The 18,960-nt window shown below is 60.5% G+C and carries 16 protein-coding genes and 3 pseudogenes; 8 read left to right on the forward strand and 11 right to left on the reverse strand.

The genetic code is table 11. From position 1 onward, the window contains the following. Positions 1 to 15: 15 nt before the first annotated feature. Entirely contained in the window at positions 16 to 255 is a 240-nt protein-coding gene (locus ACYZT9_RS11100) for a hypothetical protein (protein WP_462009821.1), read from the reverse strand. A 337-nt stretch (positions 256 to 592) separates the two neighbouring features. On the opposite strand from ACYZT9_RS11100, the gene ACYZT9_RS11105 reads away from it, so the two are divergent. The 3 genes from ACYZT9_RS11105 (at position 593) to ACYZT9_RS11115 (ending at position 2,851) form a co-directional block, all read left to right on the forward strand. Further along, complete coding sequence (locus ACYZT9_RS11105; protein ID WP_462009822.1) at positions 593 to 1,477, forward strand: manganese catalase family protein; 885 nt, start codon at positions 593 to 595, stop codon at positions 1,475 to 1,477. 91 nt (positions 1,478 to 1,568) lie between these two features. Continuing rightward, positions 1,569 to 2,498: a ZIP family metal transporter gene (locus ACYZT9_RS11110; protein WP_462009823.1), complete on the forward strand. Its 930-nt coding sequence runs from the start codon at positions 1,569 to 1,571 to the stop codon at positions 2,496 to 2,498. A 98-nt stretch (positions 2,499 to 2,596) separates the two neighbouring features. Continuing rightward, a complete protein-coding gene (locus tag ACYZT9_RS11115; RefSeq protein ID WP_462010196.1) occupies positions 2,597 to 2,851 on the forward strand; it encodes a hypothetical protein in 255 nt (84 codons plus the stop codon). A gap of 57 nt (positions 2,852 to 2,908) precedes the next feature. Here the strand turns inward: ACYZT9_RS11115 and ACYZT9_RS11120 are convergent, their stop codons facing one another. Beyond that, on the reverse strand, positions 2,909 to 4,621 hold the full coding sequence (locus ACYZT9_RS11120; RefSeq protein WP_462010197.1) for an amidase: 1,713 nt from the start codon (positions 4,619 to 4,621) through the stop codon (positions 2,909 to 2,911). 89 nt (positions 4,622 to 4,710) lie between these two features. Further along, positions 4,711 to 6,369, reverse strand: coding sequence for a sensor domain-containing diguanylate cyclase (locus ACYZT9_RS11125; RefSeq protein ID WP_462009824.1), 1,659 nt, complete (start codon positions 6,367 to 6,369; stop codon positions 4,711 to 4,713). A gap of 86 nt (positions 6,370 to 6,455) precedes the next feature. On the opposite strand from ACYZT9_RS11125, the pseudogene ACYZT9_RS11130 reads away from it, so the two are divergent. Beyond that, positions 6,456 to 6,947, forward strand: a pseudogene (locus ACYZT9_RS11130) (FAD-dependent oxidoreductase); the annotation flags it as partial. Positions 6,948 to 7,106: 159 nt separating this feature from the next. Beyond that, on the forward strand, positions 7,107 to 7,442 hold the full coding sequence (locus tag ACYZT9_RS11135) for a hypothetical protein (protein ID WP_462009825.1): 336 nt from the start codon (positions 7,107 to 7,109) through the stop codon (positions 7,440 to 7,442). Between the two features lie 80 nt (positions 7,443 to 7,522). Here ACYZT9_RS11135 and ACYZT9_RS11140 read toward each other — a convergent pair whose 3' ends face one another. The 6 genes from ACYZT9_RS11140 to ACYZT9_RS11165 form a co-directional block, all read right to left on the reverse strand. Continuing rightward, a complete protein-coding gene (locus ACYZT9_RS11140) occupies positions 7,523 to 8,302 on the reverse strand; it encodes an alpha/beta fold hydrolase (protein WP_462010198.1) in 780 nt (259 codons plus the stop codon). Between the two features lie 305 nt (positions 8,303 to 8,607). Next, the gene (locus tag ACYZT9_RS11145; protein WP_462009826.1) at positions 8,608 to 10,164 is read right to left on the reverse strand and encodes an APC family permease; all 1,557 of its coding nucleotides are present in this window, start codon (positions 10,162 to 10,164) and stop codon (positions 8,608 to 8,610) included. Between the two features lie 115 nt (positions 10,165 to 10,279). Next, positions 10,280 to 11,440, reverse strand: coding sequence for an iron-containing alcohol dehydrogenase (locus ACYZT9_RS11150; RefSeq protein WP_462009827.1), 1,161 nt, complete (start codon positions 11,438 to 11,440; stop codon positions 10,280 to 10,282). 3 nt (positions 11,441 to 11,443) lie between these two features. After that, entirely contained in the window at positions 11,444 to 12,835 is a 1,392-nt protein-coding gene (locus ACYZT9_RS11155) for an aldehyde dehydrogenase family protein (RefSeq protein WP_462009828.1), read from the reverse strand. Positions 12,836 to 12,842: 7 nt separating this feature from the next. Further along, positions 12,843 to 14,216, reverse strand: coding sequence for a glutamine synthetase family protein (locus ACYZT9_RS11160; protein WP_462009829.1), 1,374 nt, complete (start codon positions 14,214 to 14,216; stop codon positions 12,843 to 12,845). A gap of 167 nt (positions 14,217 to 14,383) precedes the next feature. Next, positions 14,384 to 14,953, reverse strand: coding sequence for a thioesterase family protein (locus tag ACYZT9_RS11165; protein ID WP_462009830.1), 570 nt, complete (start codon positions 14,951 to 14,953; stop codon positions 14,384 to 14,386). Between the two features lie 106 nt (positions 14,954 to 15,059). Here ACYZT9_RS11165 and ACYZT9_RS11170 point away from each other — a divergent pair, with 106 nt between their 5' ends. After that, positions 15,060 to 16,028 (forward strand): GlxA family transcriptional regulator, encoded by a 969-nt coding sequence (locus ACYZT9_RS11170; protein ID WP_462009831.1) that lies wholly within the window; start codon positions 15,060 to 15,062, stop codon positions 16,026 to 16,028. Positions 16,029 to 16,065: 37 nt separating this feature from the next. Continuing rightward, positions 16,066 to 16,452, forward strand: a complete 387-nt coding sequence (locus ACYZT9_RS11175) for a c-type cytochrome (RefSeq protein ID WP_462010199.1) — start codon at positions 16,066 to 16,068, stop codon at positions 16,450 to 16,452. A 4-nt stretch (positions 16,453 to 16,456) separates the two neighbouring features. Here ACYZT9_RS11175 and ACYZT9_RS11180 read toward each other — a convergent pair. Both ACYZT9_RS11180 and ACYZT9_RS11185 read right to left on the reverse strand, forming a co-directional pair. Beyond that, positions 16,457 to 16,552: pseudogene (locus ACYZT9_RS11180) on the reverse strand (chorismate mutase); the annotation flags it as partial. Positions 16,553 to 16,636: 84 nt separating this feature from the next. Continuing rightward, positions 16,637 to 16,840, reverse strand: a pseudogene (locus ACYZT9_RS11185) (phage infection protein); the annotation flags it as partial. A gap of 267 nt (positions 16,841 to 17,107) precedes the next feature. Between ACYZT9_RS11185 and ACYZT9_RS11190 the strand changes: the two are divergent. After that, entirely contained in the window at positions 17,108 to 18,784 is a 1,677-nt protein-coding gene (locus ACYZT9_RS11190) for a tetratricopeptide repeat protein (RefSeq protein WP_462009832.1), read from the forward strand. Positions 18,785 to 18,960 lie beyond the last annotated feature (176 nt).

Here is an 18,960-nt window from a genome sequence, read left to right on the forward strand (position 1 = left end):
ACTTCACGCCGGTGGCTAATGACCGTCGGCGACCTTACGTTCTATCTCGTCGATTTTCCGGTCGAGCTCGTCGGCATCCTGCTCTTTGGTTCGGGTGGAAGAGGGTGTGATGGATTGATCGACACCTTCGGCCTCATCGTCTTTGTCCTGTAAATCCCGCTCGACCACATTCACCGGTTTGCCCGACGAATCTTCAGGTGGAGCGTTTGACGTTGCCCGGGATTCGAGTGCGTTGTCACGGTCATCATTGTTCATGTCGAGTACCTCCGTTGGCCTACACATTGGATGCGACGGGCATCCGCGAGTTCGAGATTTTTTGCCCGGGGTATTCGATGACAGATCAGCAAGATTCCGGAGCATTTCGCGACGGCGTTTGAGATCGATGGGCTGATAAAAGTTTGAATCGTTTTGAGGGATGGCCGACGACTGGTGGTCAATCCAACTGACCGACCCGAGAAAACGCCGCCCGTCGCCAGCCTTCAATTTTTATAAAATTTTAGCGAGCGCCTCAGCTTCAGATATTTGTGGGCGGCGCATTCGGTCAATCGTCGAATGAGTTACACCGTCTTTAAAAGGCCTGAGGAGAATCGTCATGTTCCTGCATAACAAGCGACTTCAATACACCGTACGCGTTGCTCAACCCAACCCGGGGCTGGCCAACCTTTTACTCGAACAATTCGGCGGCGCACAGGGCGAGTTGGCGGCGGCGTCCCGCTACTTCACCCAGGCACTGGCCGAAGATGATCCGGGAAGAAAGGATCTGCTGATGGACATTGCCACCGAAGAGCTCAGTCACCTTGAGATCGTCGGTTCAATCATTGTGATGCTCAACAAGGGCGCCAAGGGCCGCATGGCCGAAGGCGTTGAAGAAGAGGGCGAACTGTATCGCGCCATCAACGGCGCCGGTAACGACTCGCACATCACCTGCCTGTTGTACGGCGCCGGTGCGCCACTGACCAACTCGGCCGGCGTGCCGTGGTCGGCCGCTTACGTCGACACCATCGGCGAGCCCACAGCCGACTTCCGCTCCAATATCGCCGCAGAGGCACGAGCCAAAATCGTTTACGAGCGGTTAATGAATGTCACCGACGATCCGGGTGTGAAAGAGGCCCTGGGGTTTCTCATGACCCGCGAGATTGCGCATCAGCTCTCTTTTGAAAAAGCCTTGCACGCGATCCAGCCCAATTTTCCACAGGGCAAGCTTCCTGGCATGGCGGAGTTCACCAACGTGTACTTCAATCTGTCGCAGGGTGAAGAAAGCATGCGCGGTCCGTGGAATCAGGGCGAGGATTGGGAGTACGTGGAAGATCCGATGCCGGCCGTTGATGGCGGTGACGGCACTGCCAGTGTCGAGTTGAGTGCCGAAGATGAGGCGCTTTTGATGGACATGAAAGTCCGCACGATGTCTGACCCCGAAAGCAATCCCATCACGGGGGCGGATCTGGGGGCGGGTGTTCAAGGCAAACCCGAGGCCTGATGAGAATCACCGCACGCCAATCAGCGTGCGGTTTCTTTCATCTCTAGCGTCGGCGTGAATCAACTGATGTCGAATTCAAGGGGTTCTTCTCATGTCAGAACCGACGCCTTCAACAAGAACAATTCGGCACACCTGGTTCGATCAGGGAAAGAGCGCCAGTTGGCTGGGCATCTTTTTCTGGTCGACGCTGGTGGGCGTCTTGGTGCTGTTGCTGATCAGTGGCTACAGCGCCTTCACCGGCGCGAACAGGGAGAACCTGCATTTTGCGTTACTGGGAGGTCTTGGCGGATTTGCCGCGACGGCGTTGGGCGCGGTTGTCGCGATAGCCCTGCGCGACATTGCCGCGCGCACCCAGGACGTCATGCTGGGGTTCGCCGCCGGCATGATGCTGGCGGCCAGTTCGTTTTCGCTCATCCTCCCCGGCATCGCCGCCGCACAGTCCATTTGCGAAAACAAGCTGTTGGCTGCCAGCGTCGTGGTGCTGGGATTGGGATTGGGCGTGGCGCTGATGATCGGGCTGGATCGCTTCGTCCCGCATGAGCATCAACTGAGTGGACGCAAGGGGATTGAGGCTCAGCGGATCAATCGGGTCTGGCTGTTCGTGCTGGCGATCACCCTGCATAACTTGCCCGAAGGCATGGCCATCGGCGTCAGCTTTGCCAACGGCGACATGAAGGTGGGATTGCCGTTGACCACGGCCATTGCCATTCAGGATATACCCGAAGGTCTGGCGGTGGCGCTGGCGTTACGCGTCACGGGTATCTCCGCATTGCGGGCCGCGTTGATCGCCGTGGGGTCAGGGCTGATGGAACCGTTGGGGGCCGTATTCGGTCTCGGTATTTCCACGAGTTTTGCTTTGGGCTATCCGGTGGCACTGGGCCTTGCCGCAGGTGCGATGATCTTTGTCGTCTCCCATGAAGTCATTCCCGAGACCCATCGCAACGGCCACGAAACGCCTGCGACGCTGGGGCTGATGCTGGGTTTCGGGGTGATGATGTTTCTCGATACAGCGCTCGGCTGATTTCAACAGCGTGCGCAGGGCGTCACCTCTCGTCGGCCTTGATGAACCTGTGTCATGACCGACGGCTCCATTCAGAAACGACTGTGGAAGCCGCCGCCATGCATTCATTCAGAAATCTGCTGACGAGGACCCAGGAGCAAAAACTTCGGGCACTGGATTCCTGGCACCGTGCGCTCGAAAACTGCTCGCTGCGCATGGACTGCCCGGATGCCTACCACGAGGATCTGCTTCGCCAGGCCGATGAAATGGATCGCCAGGGCATCATCGATTGGGAGGAGTGGCGAGACTTGCGAGCGAAGGGGGATGACGCTTATTTGCGAGCGGTCGCGGGCGAGGATTACCACGGACAGTGACACCTGTATCTGATGAAAAAACGGGATTGGAGCCACTGCCCCAATCCCGTTTTTTCATTATTTACTCGTCGACAACGGCGGGGTTCGAGGCGGGATTTCGCGCTTCGAGCCGGTCGATTCAAACGCCGACGCAAAACGCAGCAACGCCGAATCGTCATAGGCACGACCGGCAAATGTCAGCCCGACCGGCATGCCGATGTCCGGCATGATGCCCATCGGCACAGTGACCGTCGGAACACCAAGGTGACGGATGGCGAGGTTACCGTTGGCGACCCAGACACCATTGCTCCAGGCAATATCGGCGGAGGCCGGATCGACATCGGCGTTCGCCGGCGCAACGTCGGCTACCGTCGGGAACAGCACCGCGTCGAGGCCCAGCCGATCCATCCAGTCCTCAAGGTCGATCCGCCGCGTCTTTTCAAGTCCGCGCAGGCCGTCGGGAACCGTGGTGATCTGGTCCCAAGGTGTAATGCCGCGCTCGGCCATCCGCACGTATTCGTCCATGCCCGCGACAAGGTCGCCCTCGCGGTTGGGCAGGGTGCCCGGGTCGTGAGGGAAAATCAGCGGTCCGTCGACGTCGACCAGTCGATTCAGTTTCGGATCGCCGTTGGCCTGCAGGAAATCATCGAACGCCCAGGCCGTCAGGTCCCACAACTCGTGATGCAAAAACTCTTTGGACACCAGACCCCGGGTGAACACCGTTGGCGCGCCGGGACGATCGCCCTCGCAATTGGAGACCAGCGGGAAATCAACGTCGACCACTTCGGCGCCCGCGGCTTCGAGTGCCTTGCGTGCCTCTTCCCACAGAGCAATCACCGAAGGCCGGGTGTGAATTCGCTGCCCCGTCGGCCCGCCGATCCCCGGCGACTCACTGGTCCCCGCTTCGGAATCAGCGTTGATGAACATGCGCGGAACACCGAGGCGCTTGCCGGCGAGCGCATCGGGCTTCGCCGCCAGTTGGGCATAGGAAGCAGGGCGCACCGAGGTCACGCTCGGAATCGGCACCCAGGGTTGCATCCGCCACAGATCGCCGCGGGTGTCGGGGTCTTCCGCCACCACCACGTCAAGCACATCGAGCAGGTCAGCCATGGTTCTGGCGAACGGCACGACCACGTCCATCGTCGGCGTCAGCGGCCAGTTGCCGCGCACCGAAATCACACCGCGCGAAGGCGTATAGGCACACAGTCCATTGTTCGAGGCAGGGCCGCGACCGCTCGACCAGGTTTCTTCAGCGAGACCGAATGCCGCGAAACTGGCGGCCGTTGCGGTGCCAGCACCGTTGGACGAACCCGAGGCGAAAGGCGCGGTGAGATAGCCGGCGTTGTAGGGGCTTTCCGCACGGCCATAAACGCCGCGCTGCATACCGCCGTTCGCCATGGGCGGCATGTTGGTCTTGCCCAGGCAGATCGCACCCGCGGCACGAAGCCGTTCGATGGTGAACGCATCGCGCCAGGCAATCAGGTTGGCGAAGGCGGGACTGCCAGAGGCGGCGGTCAGCCCTTTGACCAGATAACTGTCCTTGGCCGTATAGGGAATGCCATCGAGTGGCCCCAGCGTTTGGCCGTTGGCTCGCCGGGCATCGGAGGCCTGCGCTTCGTTGAGCGCTTCGGGGTTGCGCACGACCACCGCGTTGAGGGCGGTGGGCGTGTCGGCGCCGTCGTAGGCGTCGATTCGGGCGAGATAGGCCTGGACCAGTTCAACCGCTGTGGTCTGGCCGGATTCGAGCGCCGCGCGCAGTTCGGCAATGGAAACCTCGGTGACCTCGATCATGCTGTTACCGCCGTTTGCTGATGATGGATGGGGCATGGTTTGTCTCAAAACAGGTGTTCATTTTGGCTCCCGTGGCACGGTCGACAGACTCAGGCCACCCGATTCCTGCCCGAGGCTTTCGCTCGATAGAGCTGCTGATCGGCGCGCTTGATCAGCGCAGTGGGATGGCTGTCCGTCGATTCGGCGAGGCCCACGCCAATACTCACCGTGACCTGGCCTGCCGTGGCAAAGTGAGCCTCGGCAACGGCAACGCGGATCTTTTCCGCAACGACATCGGGGCTTTCAGGCGCCTCGATGTCGGGTAATAGTACGGCGAATTCCTCACCACCGTAGCGGGCCACAAAATCGGTGGCGCGGGTGTTGTCCTTGATCAGTCCGGCCAGTTGACGCAGCACCTCGTCGCCGACCGCGTGGCCGTGGGTATCGTTGATCCGCTTGAAGTGATCGGCGTCGATAAACAGCAACGCGAAGGTCCGCCCGGTCCGTTGAAACAACAGGCTGTACTCGTCCAGTTTTTCATCGAATCGTCGCCGATTGAACACACCCGTCAGTGCGTCGTGGGTCGCCAGCTGCAACAGGTCGGCATTGGCCTGGGTGAGGGCAGCGGTGCGTTGCGCGACCGTGGCTTCGAGCGAAGCGTTGGCCTCTTGCAGTTCGCGCTCCTTGCCAAGCAACGACTGGGTCATGCTCTGGATTGACTGACCGAGCTGGGCGATTTCCCGCACGGGGTGGTCCAGAGGAAAGGTTGCGCCGGGTTGTTTGTTTTGTACCCGTTTGGCCGACTTGGCCAGCTGTTCGATCGGGCTGCTGAGCGACAGCGCCAGGTAGTAGCCCACGAGGGCGAAGGCAATCGCAGCGAGCACCCCGAGTATCAGCAACTTGTACAACAGAACCCGCGCAGGCTGCAGCGCGATGTCCAGCGGTTGCCGCACTGCGATGTACCAGGCCAGTCCGGTCCCGGGCGGCGTCGGCACGGCGACCACACTGGTCAGGTAGCCATTGCCCACAGACCAACCCGGTATTGTGGCGTCGCTCTTCTGCGATGCCGGCAGGTTGGGCAACTGTTCACCCATGAGCTGTTCCGGGTAGAGCACTTTACCGTCGTGATCAATAATCAGCGCCTCGACTTCCGACATCAGGTCCTTGCGTACCACGGCCGAGTCGACAATGCGTGTCACCCAACTCCAATGCGCGTGTGCGCCAAGCACACCCACCACCTGGCCGCTGTTATTGAGGATGGGCGCGGCGAAATCGATGAAGCGTAAAGGTTCGCCTGTCGCATTCCCTGGCAGCAGCTTGGCGAGGAGGACGGCTTCGTGAGGGTCGCCAGTGTATGCGCCACGCATCCCGGCCTGAAACCAGGGGCGCGCCTGCACCGACTGATTGACCAGCAGGTCATTCACGGCTTGGCGCACACGTCCGTCGGCATCCGCCACACCCATCCAGGCGTACTCGGCGCGCGACTGCGAGCGCAATTCCATCGAGGTCAGAATATCCGGATCGTCCAGGTTGCCCCGCTTGAACAGCGGAGCCCGGCTCAGCAGCGATACTTCGAGCTGACGCTCATGCAGTTGGGCGCCCAACAACTCAGCGGCCGACCGGGCGGTGCTCAGCAACGCATTGCCGCTGGCCTGCTTCATCTGGCCGGTGGCGATGTGGCCCACATAGAAGCCCACGCACACCAGCGTGAGCAACGACAAACCGGCAAACCATAGGGTTAGGTGGGTACGCAAACTGGCTTTGATCATGAGCGAAATCTGAAGTCCGGGGTGGCGGCATGGTATGTCCAATGGAGGGTCCGTTGCCAGTGCAAGACGTTTCAGGCTGGCGCGGGGTGTGTCGGCAAAAACTGTTCTGGTTCGAGCGGGAAGAAAATGCCCGGTTTGCCGAGGTGTCACCGACGTTCATCTTCAACCACGGGCCAGGGCAGTTCCACTATGGCTTTGCGCCCTTGCCCGGCGAGGGCAGCCTGAAAGTCGCTACGGAACAGTACAGCGAAGAGTCTTCCCCGGACTCCCTGGACCGCACCGTCAGCGCCGCCGAAGAAAGCGATATGTTCGAGAGCCAGGTGCGCGGCAGGATCGCCGGCGTGACCTCGCGGGTGGTCAAGTCAGCGGTGTGCGCCTATACCGTCACGCCGGATTCGCACTTCATCATCGACGAGCATCCGTCATTGAAAAACACCCTGGTGGTGTCGGCCTGTTCAGGGCATGGCTTCAAACATTCCGCGGCGTTGGGCGAGGCGGTGGCGCAGTGGTGCGTGCGTGGCAGCAGCGATCTGGACCTGTCGGCGTTTTCGTTGAAGCGGTTTGAAGGGCAGCCGTGACTTACTGTACGAAGCAGAACACCCGAAAACTCATCACGGCCTGCAGGGAATGCTTGATGTCGAGTACTCGTCCGGACTGATACCAATTGGCCATTACCTCCGGTAAAGTGTGCGCCGCTCGAGAGATGGATCCCGGGCGTTTTCCCATGGAGTTACTCAGTGAATTACCTCAGCAAAGTGGTTGCCGTTTCCCTGTTCGGCCTGGTTCTGGCCGGCTGCACCGGCGCGCCGATGAAGACCCAGCAATACGACGCCAGTCAATACACCGTCGTTGGCCACAGCGAAGCCAGCGCTACCGGCCTGATGCTGTTCGGCGTCATTCCGATCCGCCAGAACAGCCGTTTCGTTCGCGCGCAAGATGCGGCGATCAAGGCCAAGGGCGGTGATGCACTGATCAACACCCAGGTGCAGGAAAAATGGTTCTGGGCCTGGGTCCTGACCGGTTACACCACCAAGGTGTCTGGTGATGTGGTGAAGCTGAAAAACGTTCAGTAAGCGGCTGCGAGCATAGCCTGTCGCATTGGCAGGCCACGCTTCCCAAAATGGGCGCCGTTACAGGCGCCCGTTTTCGTTTTTCACTTCGCCGCCTGCGCCGCCGTTTCGATGAGGTCGGCAACAGTTTTCGGATGCGACACCATCACTACGTGAGAGGCGCCTTTGACCACCACTGTCTGTTTGGCTTTTGCCCGCTCGGCCATGAACTTCATCGCCTGTGGCGGGATGTTCTTGTCCTTGTCGCCATAGACCCACCACGAGGGAATGGTCTTCCATGCCGGGTCAGTGGCGGCCTCATTGAGTGCGGCGTCGGTGACCGGACGCTGCGTCACCGCCATTAGACGGGCCTCTGCCTTGGGGACGTCAGCGGCGAACTGATCGGGGAATTTGTCTTGCTGGATGTACAAGTCCTTGCCGCCGTCAGCCAGTACGACGGGCTTGGCCAGGGTAGGGCCAAGTGTGCCACCCGGAAATTTGCCGGTCAGTGCGACCGCGCTTTCGCCTTTTTCCGGCGCGAAGGCGGCGACGTACACCAGTGCTTTCACGTTGGGTTGGCCATAGGCCGCTTCGCTGATGACCGGCCCGCCATAGGAATGGCCAACCAACACAACCGGGCTCTTGATCCCTTTGAGCACATCGGTGACCGATTGAGCATCACCTTTAAGGCTGCGCAACGGGTTCGCTGCGGCGATTACCGGGTAGCCGTCTTTTTCCAGTATTTTGATCACACCGTTCCAACTGGTGGAATCGGCGAAAGCACCGTGAACCAGCACGATGGTGGGTTTGGCAGCGTCGGCCATGGCTGAAGTCGTTGCAGCCAGCGCCACGGAAAAGGCCAGGCGAGTCAGTAATTTGTTCATGTGCATGCAGGGTTCCTTCCAAGGGTAAACAGCAGGTTTTGGAAACCACCGAGCATGAAGTGGAAGAACAGGCTTTCACCCGACTGCAGACCTCTGCGACACGCTAAGCGAGCGTCACGGTAGTGGGGGCGACGGGAAAGGGATTGTATTTCTGTGCTATTACTTTTTTGGTCTGCGCTCTGTGGCGATCACTTTTGTAGGAGCAAGCTTGTTCGCGATGGACGTAAACGATTTCGCGTTTTTTCTGGATAAACGCGTCGTTCATGAGTCCATCGCGAGCAAGCTCGCTCCTACAAGTAAAGCCTTCACGCCGGCTTGTTCAACGCCGCTTCTGCCGCCGCAATCTCCGCCTGACGCTTGACGATCAGATCCCCCATCGGCGGACCCTGAAAACGCCGCGCTTCAAACCCGAACCAGATGATGGCCGTCAGCACCAGGAAGCCGATGGTGATGTACAGCGCCCAGTCGTTCGGTGGCTGGATGCCGATGATGAAAATCACCACCATCGACAGGACCGAGAGAATGGCAAATAACGAATACAACCCGCGCCCCATGTTCCAGGGCCCCATGGTCGGCCACTTTGAGGTCCCGTAGGTGAACAGGCCAAGCACGATGGGGATGATGAAAGAGAAGAACAGGAAGATCACCGTGCACGAGACCACGATGGTGTAGACCGGCGTTGCCCCGACCGAGATCACCGATGATCCCCAGACGAACAACACTGCCAGGGTGGCGCCGGTCCAGATGGCTGCCACCGGGCTGCGGTAGGTCGGAGAGACCGAGGCCAGTGCTTTCGAACAGGGCAGGCCGCCGTCCCGGGAGAAGGCGAAGATCATGCGTGACACCGAGGTCACGGTCGCCAGCCCGCAGAGAAATTGCGAGATGAATATCGCCACGTAAAGCGCGAGTTTGATGTTTGGGTTCACCTGGGTGTTCATGGCCCAGAAGAACACGTTCCACCCCTGTTTCGCCGCTTCGTCCATGCTCGGCAGCATCAGGACGAACGAGCTCAGCATCACCCAGCCGAACAGCAACGACCAGACCACCGACATGACCATCCCGCGCGGCACCGACCTGGCCGCATTGCGGGTCTCTTCGGAGGTGTGCGCCGAAGCGTCATAACCGGTGATGGTATAGATCGGCAGCAGCAGTCCGAGCATGAACACCCAGCCGTTCGAAACCTGTGGCCAGACGCTGCCGCCGGCTTCGCCGGAATAGTTGCCCAAGGTCCACAAACGGGCGAATTCATAACTGGGTGCCGAGATCAGGCAGACAATGCTCAGGGCGAGCGCCGTGGCGAAGATCAGATAGCCCGAGAAGTCGGTGAGCTTCGCGGTGAGGCCGATCCCAAAATGGTTGCACAGCGCCTGGACGCCGGTCAGGATCGCCAGAAAAATCACCCTGACCGTGATGGTGTCTTCCATGCCCAGGGCCGGTCCGAACGCACCGAAAAAGAAGTAGTAAGTACCGACGTTGATTGCGCCCAGCACCGTGACCAACCCCAACAAATTGAACCACGCCGTCAACCAGCCGGTGAAGCGGTTACCGAGAATCGAGCCCCAGTGATAGAGACCGCCAGCGGTCGGGTAGGCCGAGGAAATCTGCGCCATGGCCATGGCGAACACCCCGGAGATCAGGCAGCCGATCGGCCAGCCGATGCCAATCGCCGCACCTCCAGCACCCGAGGTGCCCTGGGCCAGTGAATTGATGCCGCCGGAGAGGATGCAGATGATCGAAAAGGAAATCGCGAAGTTGGAGAAAACGCCCATTCGTCGCGAGAGTTGCTGGGCATAGCCCATGCTGTGCAGCACCTTGACGTCTTCGTCGTGCGCGTCGGTGCCGGGCTGGCTTGCTGGGTTCATGCTGGGTACCCCTTCAGGTTTGATTCAATCCATTGGCGTCTGCGCAATGGGCTGGCTTTCAACACCTTGTCGTACTGCTCCGTTTTCCAACCGATACATACTGACTGCTCCGGATCTAGAGACGGCCGTGATAAGCCGCATCGAAAATTTGGGATACGCCGTCCTTGGTCAAGGGCACTGGGTTACCGCCGGCCGAGGGGTCGACAATCGCCATGTCCGCGATCAGGTCCGCCTGCCGGTCATCCACACCCAATTCCACCAGCGTGTGCGGCACGCCGATGTCTTTGCGCAGCTTGAGGACAAAGACCAAAAAGCTGTCGAAGCCCGGCGACGGCAGACGCAGATAGGCGGCCAGACGCGTGATACGTTCCTCGATGGCCGAGCGATTGAACTTCAGGACATAAGGCATGAACGTGGCATTGGTCATGCCGTGATGGGTGTCGTACAGCGCACCCACCGGATGCGAGAGCGCGTGCATGCCGCCCAGGCCTTTTTGAAACGCAGTGGCCCCCATCGCTGCAGCGGCGAGCATTTGCGCGCGCGCCTCAAGGTCCGAGGGTGTGTGCACGGCGCGCACCAGGGCATTGGCGACCAGGCGCATGCCTTCCACCGCGATGCCGTCGGCCAACGGATGAAACCCGGGGGCGCAATACGCTTCCAGGCAATGGGCAAGCGCGTCCATGCCGGTGCCGGCGGTGACTTTGGCCGGCATGCCGACGGTGAGCGCCGGGTCGCTGATGACCACGCGCGGCATCATTTTCGGGTGAAAGATGATGCGTTTGGTGTGCGTGCGTTCGTCGATGATCACCGCCGCGCGGCCAACTTCAGAACCGGTTCCCGCCGTGGTCGGCACCGCAATGACCGGGGCGATACGGCTCTCGTCGGCGCGGGTCCAGTAGTCGCCGATGTCCTCGAAATCCCACACTGGCCGGGTCTGCCCACTCATGAAGGCGATGAGCTTGCCCATGTCCAGGCCGCTGCCACCGCCGAACGCAACTACGCCATCGTGCTGGCCGGCGCGCCAGGCCTCAAGTCCTCCGGCAAGGTTGGCTTCGACCGGATTGGGCTTGAGGTCGCAAAACAGCGCCGCACCCAAGCCCGCGTCGCGTAAAGAGTCCAACGCCGCGGTGGTGATCGACGCTCGCGCCAGGCCACTGTCGGTCACCAGCAACGGTCGCTGAATGCCCTCGTTGCGACACACCTCTGCCAGCTCGGCGATGCGCCCGACTCCGAAGCGAATGCGGGTGGGGTAGTTCCAGTTTCCAGTCAGGCTCATGGCCTACACCTCGTGGCGCAGATGAAAGGATTTGGCGCGGGTCAGGTGCTCGTAGCCCAGGCGCGAGAGGGTGACGCCGCGCCCGCTGTTCTTGACCCCGGTCCAGGCCAGCGCCGGGTCGAGGTAATCGCAACGGTTCATGAACACGGTGCCGGTGGTGATCTCGTCGCCGAGGCGTTCGGCGGCGTCGAGATCCCGGGTCCAAATCGAAGCGCTGAGTCCAAAGTCACTGTCGTTCATCAAGGCAATGGCTTCGTCGTCGCTGGCCACCGGCATGATGCCGACCACCGGGCCAAAGCTTTCTTCGCGCATCACCGACATATCATGAGTGACGTCCACGAGTACCTGCGGCGCCAGATAAGCGCTGCCGGGTGCGTCGGCGGGAAATGCCTTCGGATCGATCAACGCTTTGGCGCCCAAGGCCAGCGCGTCGGCAATCTGTCCGCGAACAAAGTCAGCAGCGGCAGGGGAGACCATCGGGCCAAGGGTGGTGGCTTCGTCCAGCGGGTTACCCAGCACGTATTGGCGGGTCAGGGCGACGAAGCGCTCAACAAACGCTGGGTAGATGTTCTGATCGACATAAATGCGTTCCACGGCGCAGCAGCTTTGCCCGGAATTAAAGAAGCTGCCGTCCACCAGATTTTCCACCGCATTATCGAGGTTGGCGTCTGCACGAACGTAGGCCGGGTCTTTGCCGCCGAGCTCCAGGCCCATGCCGAGAAAACCGGTGAAGGCTGCTTGCTGTACTTGCTTGCCTGCATCCACCGAGCCAGTGAAATTCACCTGTTGCACCTCCCCGGCGACGATGGCCGTAGCGGTGAGGCCATGACTGAGCAGCAGGTTCTGGAACAGCCCTTCAGGCAGATTCGCTCGGTGAAAGGCCTCGGCAAAACGCTCCCCGACCAGCAGTGTTTGTGAAGCGTGTTTGAGGATGACGCTGTTGCCAGCCATCAGCGCCGGAATAATCGTGTTGACGGCGGTCAGGTACGGGTAATTCCACGGGGCAATCACCAGCACCGTGCCCAGCGGTTCGCGTTTGATATAGCGTCGAAAACCGGCGACAGGCGCGGGCTCAACAGGGGCCAGCGCTTCAGGCGCAATGGCGATCATATGCCGGGCACGTTCTTCGAAACCGCGCAGTTCGCCTGCGCCATAACGCACCGGCCGACCCATTTGCCACGCCAGTTCCGGGACGATTTCATCTTTCATGGCCAGCAACGCGTCCACCGCAGCACTGCAAAAAGCGGCGCGTTCGCTCAGTGGCAAGCGTTTCCACTGCGCCTGTGCAACGTTGGCCGCCTCCAGCGCCTGGAAGAGCTGGGCTGCATCGGTTTGTTGGCGTTCGACGTACACCCGGCCATCGACCGGGGAGATAAGCTGAACCTTGGCCGTCATGATGTTCTCAATAGCGCTCGAAACCGCGCTGCAATTCCCAGTCAGTGATCCGCCGGTCGTATTCTTTCTGCTCCCACTCGGCGGTGTGCACGTAGTGCTCGACCACTTCATCGCCGAACGCCTCGCGCAACATGTTTGACCCCTTGAGCGCGGCGCAGGCCTCGCGCAGGGTTTTCGACACTTCCGGCAAATGCTCATCGACATAGGCATCGCCTTCGAACGGCGCCGTGAGTGTGAGCTTCTCGTCGATCCCGGCCAGGCCGGCAGCAATCAACGCCGCGAAGGCCAGATAAGGGTTGAGGTCAGCGCCGCCAATGCGGCATTCGATCCGAATGGCCTTGCTGCCTTCGGCACACAAACGAAAGCCGGCGGTGCGGTTGTCCCGGCTCCACACCGCCCGCGTCGGTGCGAACGTGCCGGCCTGGAAGCGTTTGTACGAATTGATATAAGGCGCGAGAAAACAGGTGATGTCGTTGGCGTACTTGAGCTGCCCGGCCACCCACGAACGCATCAGTTCCGACATGCCGAACTCGGCCTTGGCGTCGAAGAACAGCGGCTTTTTAGCGTTCTTGTCCCACAGCGAATTATGGATATGGCTGCTGGAACCGGCGGCGTCATAACGCCACTTGGCCATGAACGTGATCGCCTTGCCTTGCAGTTCCGCGATCTCTTTGCAGGCGTGTTTGATGATGACGTGGTGGTCGGCCATGGTCATGGCGTCGGCATAGCGGATATTGATTTCTTCCTGGCCGGGGCCCCATTCACCCTTGGAGTTTTCCACGGGAATGCCCGAGGCCTGCAGATGCTTGCGAATCGCCCGCAGCACCGGCTCCTCGCGGGTCGTCTGCAGGATGTTGTAATCCTCGATGTAATGCCCGGCGGTTTTTGGTTGGTGATAGTTGCGCTGGTGGATCGCCTCGTAGCTCTCATCGAACAGATAGAACTCCAGTTCCGAGGCGAACATGCCGGTGTAGCCGCGTTCGCGCAGGCGCTCGACCTGCCTTTTCAGAATGGCGCGCGGGCTGTGGGGCAAGTCTTTTCTATGGTGATGATCAAGCACGTCGCACAGCACCAGCGCCGTGCATTCCAGCCAGGGCACGCGCCGCAGCGTGGACATGTCGGGCTTGAGGACGAAGTCGCCATAGCCCTTGCTCCAACTCGCCGCGGCGTAACCCGGCACGGGCTCCATGTCGATATCATCGGCCAGCAGGTAATTGCAGCAGTGGGTTTCTTCGTGGCCACTGTCGATGAAAAATTCGACCTGGAATCGTTTGCCGACCAGTCGTCCCTGCATGTCGACCATGCAGACCAATACGGTATCGATTTCACCAGCGGCAGCTGCGCGCTTGAGCGCATCAAAACTGAGGAGGGGCTCGGTCATCACGTCATTCCTGCGTGAAAAGTTTTAGCCAGTCTGAGGTAGCTGTTGCAGACGCTCTCCAGAAAAACCAAAAACCTGCAGAACCGAGCATCGTAAGCAATGAGCTGCTCCAAGCTTAGCCTACTGTTGCATTACGCAAGTCCTGGCGGTCAAAACCCGCCGTTGATTTACGCCGCCGTCCCCTGACGCCGGGAGGGCTGACTTTCCTCTTCCCGAAGTTGAATACTCATGTCGTCGCAGCTTCGCGACCAGTCCGTCAGCCACTCGGGCATCTCCATGGACTGCTCTGACAAGCCCAGTTCGCGGGCGAATTCGCCGGGAGCCACCGTGGCTTTGCCCGCGCGGAACAGGCCGCGCATCACCACGACGCCCACCACGCGTCCGTTGCTGACGAAGCGGTGCTCCATGAAGCTCCACTTGCTGTCCCAGCCGAGCATCCGCGTGTGGATGTCGAAGGCTTCGAACAGTTTCAGCTCTCGGCGGAACTTGCCCCAGGTGTCGCCCACGATCGGCACGGCCTTGTGGCGCAGCGCCACGCGAAAAGCGCCACTGCGCAACACGTAGTCCATACGCCCGAGGTCGGCCAGGGTGAAATAGCGACCGTTGGTGACATGGCGGTTGAGATCAAGGTCCGTCGGCCACACACGCAGGCGAATGACTGTGGTAGCCAGGGGATCGACCGGCTTGCGCCACGGACGACGAAACAGCATGAGGAACAGTCGGAACCAGAGATTCATAAGGACGCCACCGAGTGATTTGTTACTGCACTTTAGGCGGGAGAAATCGGGTAAGGTAGGTGCGCAAATGACTTTTTTCATGCGAAAAGCGCAACCGGGGTCTTTCATGCACGTCACCTTGCTCCTGGCCGATCACTGTTCTGCCGCCAGCGCCACCTTGGCATTGGAGGTGCTCAGTGCCGCCAACCTGTTCGCCGACACCCCGAACGCGCCCTTTGAGGTGGTCACCGCTTCGCGCGATGGTAAAGATGTCGCCGCGTGGGGAGGGCAGTTGCTGCACGTCGACCGGGCAATTGCGGACATCCCGATAACCGATCTAGTGGTGGTCCCAGGCTTTCTCTTCACCCTGAAAGACGCCTTGCCGGCTTTCGCCAGTTACGGTCCTTGGCTGCGTCGCCAGCATTCCCGGGGGGCCGTAGTCGCATCGATGTGCACGGCGGCGTTCATGCTGGCTGAAACGGGCCTGCTCAACGGCGCTCGCGCCACCACGCACTGGGCCTTTGCAGAGCTGTTTCGTCGCCGGTACGCCGAGGTCAATCTGGACCCGTCGCAGATTGTCTGCGAGGACAACGGCGTCGTCACCAGTGGCGGCGCCAGTGCAGCCATGGATTTGTTGCTGCACCTGGTGCGCCGATTTGCCTCACTTGAGCTGGCGCAGACGTGTGGCAAATACTTGCTGGTCGACACTGTGCGCAGTGAGCAATCGGTGTATGTCATGTGGTCGCTGCCCAAGAGCCATGGTGATGGCGAGATCCTGCGGGTGCAGAGCTGGCTGGAGGAACACTTCGACCAGCCCCTGTTGATCGATGACATCGCTCAGCAATTCGGTTTCGGCGTCCGCAACTTCAAACGACGTTTCAAGGAGGCAACCGGCTACACGCCGATCACCTACCTGCAAACCCTGCGACTGGAGAAGGCCAAGCAACTGCTCGAATCTACCCGCATGACCCTGGACAGCATCACCTACAAAGTCGGCTACGAAGACGGCAACTCCTTCCGACGACTGTTCCGGCAGCGAGTGGGCTTGCTTCCGGCGGCCTACAGGAAGAAATTCCAACCGGGCGCGAACGGATGAAAGCCGTCCGACACCATCTGATCTGGAACCGAACATGATGAAAAACGCCACACTCACCCTGGCCCTGGTGCTCAACACCGGGTTAATCGCCAGACCCGCCGTCGCGGCGGGGGATGCTGAAGCCGGGGCGAAACTGTTCACACGGATCTGCGGCGGCTGCCATCAAGTCGGTGAATCGGCGCGGGGCGGTTTCGGCCCGCAACTCAACGGCATTTTCGGCCGTCCTTCGGGAAGCGTGGCGGACTACCAGTACTCCGACGCGATGAAATCCGCCGGCATAGTCTGGACGCGCGAGACACTGACGGCTTATCTCGAAGCGCCGAAGAAAGTGGTGCCCGGCACCCGGATGATTTTCTGGGGCCTCAGCGATGCGGAGAAGATCGAAGATGTGCTGGCGTACTTGCAGACGTTTCAGCCGCAGTAGCCCATCAATCCGTCACGCACAAATCCCCGGTGGCGCGGATCAGTGCCTGACCATGCAGGCCATCCTTGAACAGCGCGGATCGCTGTTTGGCCAGCCAATGGGGGACTGATTGATTTGTCCACGAAAAAGCCCGGCGAGTCAGGCCGGGCTTTTTGTTGAGTACCGCGGTAAGGCTATTCATTCATGCGACGCGGTTTTCGATCAGGCGGTCGGAACCACCTTCAGCCACACGACTCTCGATCAAACGATCCGAACCACCCTCAGCCACACGACTTTCAATCAGACGATCCGAGCCGCCTTCAGCGACAACCGGGTGAGCAGAGGAAGCGGCAAAAGCGTTAACTGCAAAGACCGAGAAAGCGATGCTGAGGAAGATTTGGCGTTTCATGAGGGTGTGCTCCGGGGTGTAGTTGTTGGGTATGGAGGCGATGTTACGCCGCGGATTTTTTAAGAGAACTGCATTGAGTTGATGGTGACTATCGACGTTGGCAATGGTCCTAGGATTCCAACAGCGCCCACCTGTCGTCGGCTGTACCGCCCAGCCGGAACCGCCGGGGTATGCTGGATCCCTTGAGCGATCGACGGTCTCCAGGAAATCAGACTGTGGCAAGGCGTTTCCTGCGAGGTTCCAGGCTCTGATCGAGAGGGTAAACCGATGCACGACTATTACGATTTGGGCACCTACAGCCGCCCCGTAACGACCTGTTCGCCACAGGCTCAGCTTTGGTTCGACCGTGGATTGTTATGGTGCTACGGCTACAACCACGATGAATCCATCCGCTGTTTCCGCAAGGCGATCGAACACGATCACGATTGCGCGATGGCCTACTGGGGAATCGCCTATGCCTTGGGCCCCAACTACAACAAGCGCTGGGACGCGTTCATCGAGCAGGAGTTGAAAGACGCCGTCGCCCAGGCCCGACTGGCGACGCGCACCGCGCTGGCGCATAGCGACGGGGCAAAACCGGTGGAACAGGCGCTGATCCGGGCGCTGCAGCAACGCTATCAGGCCGACGAGGCCATCAGCGTTGAACAACTTTTCGACTGGAACGATGCCTACGCGGCGTCGATGCGCGATGTCTATAAAGCCTTTCCCGACGATCCGGATGTTGCGGCGCTGTTTGCCGAAGCCTTGATTGATCGCACACCCTGGCTGCTGTGGGATCTGAAAACCGGTGAACCCGCGCCGGGCGCCGACACCCTGGAAGCGCTGGCGGTGCTGGAGCAGGCGCTGCGCCGGGTGGGGCAGCACGGCGATGCGCCGCACCCCGGCGTGCTGCACATGTACGTCCACACCCTGGAAATGTCGCCCCATCCCGAGCGAGCGTTGCCCGCCGCTGATGTCCTGCGCGACCTGGTGCCGGACGCCGGACATTTGCGCCATATGCCGTCGCACATCGACGTGCTCTGCGGCGATTACCGTGGGGCCATGATCACCAATAGCCTGGCGATCCTGGCCGACAGCAAATTCCTGGAGCGGGAAGGGCCGCTCAACTTCTACACCCTGTATCGATGCCACAACTACCACTTCAAACTCTACTCGGCGATGTTCCTCGGGCAATACCAACCGGCGCTGGACGCTGCCGACGAACTGATGTCGACCATCAAGGAAGAACTGCTGCGCGTCGAGCAACCGCCCATGGCCGACTGGCTGGAAAGCTTCGTGTCAATGAAAGTCCACGTGCAGATCCGCTTCGGCAAATGGCAGGACATCCTCGCCACTGCGCTGCCGAATGATCAGGCGCTGTATTGCGTGACCACGGCGATGCTGCATTACGCCAGAGGCGTGGCGCACGCGGCCAGCGGGCATATCGCCGCCGCGGAGGCCGAACAACGGCTGTTCATCAATGCACTGACGTGCGTGCCGCAAACGCGTTACCTCTTCAACAATAAATGCACCGATATCCTGGCGGTGGCCGGCGCCATGCTGCGCGGAGAAATCGAGTACCGCAAAGGCAACTACGACAGCGCATTCGCTCACCTGCGCGAGGCGCTGTCACTGGACGACAACTTGCCCTACGACGAGCCTTGGGGCTGGATGCAGCCGGTGCGGCATGCGTTGGGGGCGCTGCTGCTGGAACAGGGCCGGGTGGAAGAAGCCTTGCAGGCCTATCGCGCCGATTTGGGGCTGGACAACACGTTGAGCCGTGCGTCCTGGCATCTGGACAATGTCTGGAGCCTGCATGGTTATGTGGAATGCCTGAAACGACTGGGCCGGGACGCCGAAGCCGCGGCTGCCGGGATCCGCCTCGACCTGGCCATGGCACGGGCCGATGTGGAAATCAGCGCCTCCTGTTTTTGCCGTGTCGGGGCGCGGTGCTGTCAGGGCTGAGCCCTCCGGAAACGGGCGCTACGACGCCCGTTTTCAGGCATCGAGAAACGCGCCGCTTCGTGTCTATCCGGCTCGAAGCATGATGGCGGGTGGATATCTGGGCAAAGGTGATTATGCTTCAGGAACCTTGCAGCGATGTAAGGCGGTCAGCCTGTTGCCAGGCTTTATGCATTCCG

The sequence above is a fragment of the Pseudomonas sp. ZT5P21 genome (assembly GCF_054897785.1).